Source organism: Deinococcus sp., from assembly GCF_018260405.1.
Classification (GTDB): Bacteria; Deinococcota; Deinococci; order Deinococcales; family Deinococcaceae; genus Deinococcus.
Genome location: NZ_JAGLBG010000132.1, coordinates 1 through 5,055, shown reverse-complemented (window position 1 = coordinate 5,055; position 5,055 = coordinate 1). Strand labels below are relative to the sequence as shown.

The 5,055-nt window shown below is 63.1% G+C and carries 3 protein-coding genes and 1 pseudogene; 3 read left to right on the top strand and 1 reads right to left on the bottom strand.

Annotated features, from left to right (window positions below):
- Positions 1-313 precede the first annotated feature (313 nt).
- A complete protein-coding gene (locus tag QZ269_RS11970) occupies positions 314-2,593 on the top strand; it encodes an MMPL family transporter (RefSeq protein ID WP_291426937.1) in 2,280 nt (759 codons plus the stop codon).
- A gap of 119 nt (positions 2,594-2,712) precedes the next feature.
- On the opposite strand, the gene thrB is transcribed toward QZ269_RS11970, so the two are convergent.
- Positions 2,713-3,621, bottom strand: a complete 909-nt coding sequence (thrB, locus tag QZ269_RS11965; protein WP_291426936.1) for a homoserine kinase — start codon at positions 3,619-3,621, stop codon at positions 2,713-2,715.
- A gap of 450 nt (positions 3,622-4,071) precedes the next feature.
- Between thrB and QZ269_RS11960 the strand changes: the two genes are divergently transcribed.
- On the top strand, positions 4,072-4,338 hold the full coding sequence (locus QZ269_RS11960; RefSeq protein WP_291426935.1) for a GlsB/YeaQ/YmgE family stress response membrane protein: 267 nt from the start codon (positions 4,072-4,074) through the stop codon (positions 4,336-4,338).
- A gap of 455 nt (positions 4,339-4,793) precedes the next feature.
- Positions 4,794-4,943: pseudogene (locus QZ269_RS13580) on the top strand (IS5/IS1182 family transposase); the annotation flags it as partial.
- Positions 4,944-5,055: the final 112 nt, after the last annotated feature.

The following is a 5,055-nucleotide window of genomic DNA, read 5'->3' as shown; positions in this document are numbered from 1 at the left end:
GCTAGGGTAAGCTGCGCGTTCCACCGTTAAAGCCTAAAACATTTCCCATGGTTAGGGCCTCAGACAGCCTCTAAGACAGCAAACCCGGCACCTTACTAACCCCGTAAGCCTTCGAGAAAGCCAGCGTTAAAGACCGGCTGCCCATATTGCCCGCGACAATGAGGAAATCCTTATGCACAGGCTCTCAGGTTGGGGGCCTGTTTTTTTGGTCGGCACCTTTTTTAGAGGCGCAGAGCGACTGGGGGGAACGGAAAGCCGCGCCGTGTCCCGCTACAGTGCGGGTGTGCTTCTCCTATCCCGTATGGTTTCCCGCATGCCCGGCCTCGTTCTGCTGGTCTGGGTGCTGGCCGCGCTGCTTAGTTTGCCTCTGGCGGCCCGTACCCCCGCCGCGCTGACCGCCAAGGCTGCGGGCAGTCTGACCGATACCGAGAGCAGCCGCGTATCGGAGATTTTGCGCCAGGAGTTCGGCGAGAAAGACACCAACACGGCTCTACTGGTGACCTACAGCACGCCGCCGCTGACCACCCCGCAGGGGCAGGCCACCTATCAGAAGTTTCTGGCCGGGCTGGCAAAAGTCGAAGGCGTCGGGCGGGTGATCAGTGCCCGGAATCTGGCCGGGCAGGTTTCCGGGGCACCGCCTTCACCAGAGGACGGGGGGATGACGCTGACAGCCGCCCAGATTCCGCTGAATGAGGGTGCGTCCGAGACCTTGCGGCGGGTCAGGGCCTACGCCCAGCAGGCCGAGTCGCCGCAGTTGCGGGTGCGGGTCACCGGGGGGCAGGCGATTGCCGACGACTTTACGGCGTTTGCCGAGAACGACACCAAGCGCAGCGAATTGATGGCCCTGCCGCTGATCGCCGGGATGCTGCTGGTGGTCTTCGGGGCGCTGGTCGCCACGGGTCTGCCCCTGGTGGTCGGGCTGCTGAGCATCACAGTAGCGATGGCAGCGCTGTTCGGCCTGACGCACCTGATGCCGGTTAGCACCTTTGCCCAGAGCGTGATTACCATGCTGGGCCTAGGAGCCGGAATCGATTACGCGCTGCTGATGGTCAACCGCTTCCGCGAGGAACTGTCACGCGGGGCGCTGGCCCATCCGGAACCGGGCCATCCGGAACTGGGCCTGGGCCATCAAGCGGTCGCTGGCCCCGCCGCGAGCCGCGCCGCCGCCGCCAACACGGTGCTGACCGCCGGGCGCAGTGTCATTTTCAGCGGCAGCACGGTCGCTATTGCTATGGCCGGACTCATTATTCCGAACGTCACCTTCCTGCGGAGCATCGGGATTGGTGGCGTGCTGGCGGTAGTCCTGACCGTGTTGGCGAGCGTCACGGCCCTGCCCGCTCTGCTGGCGCTGCTGGGCGAGCGGGTCAACAGTCCGCGCCTGTTGCGGGTCGGCTGGGCGCAGTCGCCCGACGCTTCCGCCAGCTGGACCGGCTTTGCCCGCCGCGTGACCGCCCGGCCCTGGCTTAGCGTGCTGCTCTCGGCGGCGTTTTTGCTGGTGTTGGCGCTTCCGGCGTTTCATATGAAGACCGGGTACGCCGGGGCCTGGGGCCTCTCGCACGGGGTCGAGAGCCGTGACGCCCTCGACGACGTGAGACGGATGGGGGCGGGCGGCCTGCTCAGCCAGTTCGAGGTTGTCCTCGATTTGCAGGGGCAGCGCTACGGCCCGGCGGATCGCCCCCGCTTTCAGCAGGTCGTGACCAGGCTAAGGGCCTTGCCAGGGGTACGCGGGGTCATCAGCCCGTTCGTGACCCCAGCAGACTTACAGAACCTGAAAGGGACGGTCGGCACATCACAAGACTCGCTGGCGGCCCTCAGCGCCCTGAACCGGCGCTCGTTCAGTCAGGAGCGTACCTTTTTGCGCCTGAGCGTTATTCCCGACCGCTCGCTGCGGGCCGACCAGATACCGGCTTTCGAGGAACGCCTGCGCCGCACGCTAGGCGCCAGCGGCTTTCATTACCTGCTGGGCGGCGCACCCATCGGTGAGCGTGAATGGAGCCGCCAGATCAGCGACGCGCTGCCCACCGTGGTGATCTCGGTTTTTGCGGGTACGTTCCTTCTGCTTACCGTGGCCTTTCGCAGCCTGCTGATTCCGCTTAAGAGCCTGCTGATGAATGCCCTGACGGTGGGCGCGGCGGCGGGCGTAGTCACGCAGGTCGTGCAGAACGGCACTTTTGCGCCGCTGCTGGGCATTCCGCAGGATGTCGGCATGCTTGACGCCAGTCTGCCCGTGATGCTGTTCGCGGTGATGTTTGGCCTCAGCATGGATTACGAAATCTTTTTGCTCTCGCGCGTGCAAGAAGAGCATCTGCGCGGGGCCAGCAACGCCGAGGCCGTGGTGCTGGGCGTGGGCCACACCGCCCGGATCATCACCAGCGCGGCCATTATCATGTTCATCGTGTTCTGCGCCTTTATTTTCGGGCGCGTGGTGGCCAGCAAAAGCATTGGCCTGGGGCTGGCAGTGGCGGTTTTGCTCGACGCTACGCTGGTCAGGCTAGTACTGGTGCCCAGCTTTCTGAAACTGGCGGGCGACTGGAACTGGTGGCTGCCGCGCTGGCTGGATCGCCTGTTGCCACGGATTCGGCTGGAACACTGAATCTGGGGCGGCTTGACGCCGAAATCATGGATTCTGCTACATTCCGGCCAGCTGGATGGCGGGCGTGCAGTTCGCCACCAGGCGCCTGGGCGGGTGGTCAACGAAACAGGCCGCAGTTCTTATGACCCCCGCGTGACGACCGTACCCGCCGTATCAATCGGAAAGTCCATCACGCGCCCGGTCAGGCCGTTTTTCTTCATCACGCTGTTCAGGTAGGCGTGCAGCCTGTCTGTCGGTTCGCGCGTGTCGTGAAAGCACAGTACCGTCGGCCCCGCGCCGCTGAGAGCCGCGCCCAGTGCGCCGTATTTGTGAGCGTCTTCCAGAATGTCGCTCAGGCCCGGCACCAGCGGCGCACGCCAGATCTGGTGAATGTAGTCCTGCATGGCGTGTTGCAGCAGGTCGAGCCGCCCCACACTAAGGGCCGCCGCCAGCAGCGCCGAGTGAGACAGCGCGTGAACGGCGTCGGCGCGGCTGTATTCGCGGGGCAGCACCGCGCGTGCCTTGCTGGTCGAAAGCTCGAAGTCGGGCACCAGGACGGTCACGCCCAGGTTGGCGGGCGGGTCCAGCCGCACATAGTGCGTGCCCAGCTTGTCCAGCGTGGCGACAACGATGCCGCCAAACAGCGCCGGGGCCACGTTGTCGGGATGGCCTTCCTCACGGGCGGCTACCTCCAGCACGGTTTCGTCGTCCAGCGGGCGGCCTAGCAGCTCGTTTCCGGCGACTACACCCGCGACCAGGGCCGCCGCACTCGACCCCAGGCCACGCGCCAGCGGCACCTCGGTTTCGACCTCGATGCGGGCAGGCGGCAGGTCACGCCCCGCTCGTTTGGCGGCCAGCAGCATCGCCTTATAAACATAGTTGCTCTCGTCGGCGGGGGTGCCCGCCAGTTCCGCCCCCAGTGGAACGACCTCGGTGCGGGCCTGCGGCGTCACGCGCAGGGTGGTAAATAGCGGCACGCTCAGGCCCAGGCTGTCAAAACCCGGCCCTAGGTTGGCACTCGAAGCCGGTGCCCGCACCGTGAACGTCATGCCCTCACCTCCGGCCACGCCGCCCCGGTGCAGGTTCCGGCGTTACCCAGGAGCCAGCAGTCGTCAGAGGGCGGAAAAAAGAGGGCAGGCAGGCGCGTTCAGGGGTCTCGGACATAGTTTCAGGGCCTCCGTGCCACCGGCAAGGGCGGCTTGGCAGCACTCATCCTAGCGTTTGGCCGCGTTTTGCGCCGGGCCGGGTAAGACAAATGTGCGTCTGGGCTGCGGGGGGTCAAGATGAGGCCGAAGCTGTGAAACTGAGGCAGACTTTTTAAGCTAACTTTGCCAGACCTCCATTTGTCCTTTGGTCCACCTTGAGAAAGTACGCTTCTGCACATTGCCGCACTTAGCTGGAAGACATGCTTCATTCAACAACGGGCTGCACTCTGGGTAGAAAAGGACGTTGGCATCTGTACGCACCTAATTCAATGCACGACATAGGAGGTAACTAACATGGGTTGGATCGGTACTATTCTCATTGGCGCACTGTGTGGCTGGCTCGCTAGCATGGTCATGAAGACCGACGCTCAGCAGGGCGCTGTCGCTAACATCCTCATTGGTATCGTCGGGGCCTTCCTGGCAAACCTGATTTTCGGCAGCATGCTGCATATCGGCAGCGTCGACTACGCTCACCAGTCGCTGCTGATGAACGTGATCTGGGGCGTGCTGGGCAGCGTTGTACTGATCGCCATCCTCAAGGCGCTGCGTATTCTGCGCTAAGAGCCTGTCCGGAAGATATGGTTTGCTGAGCTGTAGTGACGACGCAACACCACCAAGACCAAATCAACACTCAGGACACACTCTAGGAAGTGCCGGATGAGCTCTGGATTCGTCTGGCTCCAGTTCTGGTCATCGACAAACCCCAGAAAGAACAATGGGCGTCCCGTGGGGGACGCCCGCGCCATCTTCAATGGGCTGGTCTGGCTCGCCAGAACCGGTAGTTAGTGGAACCAACTCCCACGTCGCTACGGCCCAAAATCCACTGTCCACGAACGGCTCACGGTCTGGGTCGAACACGGATGCTTACGCGCTGCCTGGGCGACCATGCTGGAAAAATATGACCAGGAACTCGGAATTGACTGGGAATGGCAAGCCGCTGATGGAAGCATCGTCAGAGCTCCCCTAGGAAAAAGGGGGCTCTCGGAGCGCCCGAGGAGGCGGGCAGCCATCCCACCGACCCAGGCAAAGCAGGCTGTAAACGTACGCTGCTGACGGATGCCAAAAGGATTCCACTCGCCGTAGTACTGTCTGGAGCGAACCGGCATGACAGCCAGATGCTGATGGACGTCCTAGATGCTGTGGTCATCGCTGTTCCTCATCCTTAGGATGAGGAACAGCGTCATCTGCTCTACGAATACGTTGGGTAAGAGCCATGCACTGTAGTGCAAGTCTTTCAGAGGACTAGAGTGGGGTAGGCTTGCTCGGTTGAGGTGGTGG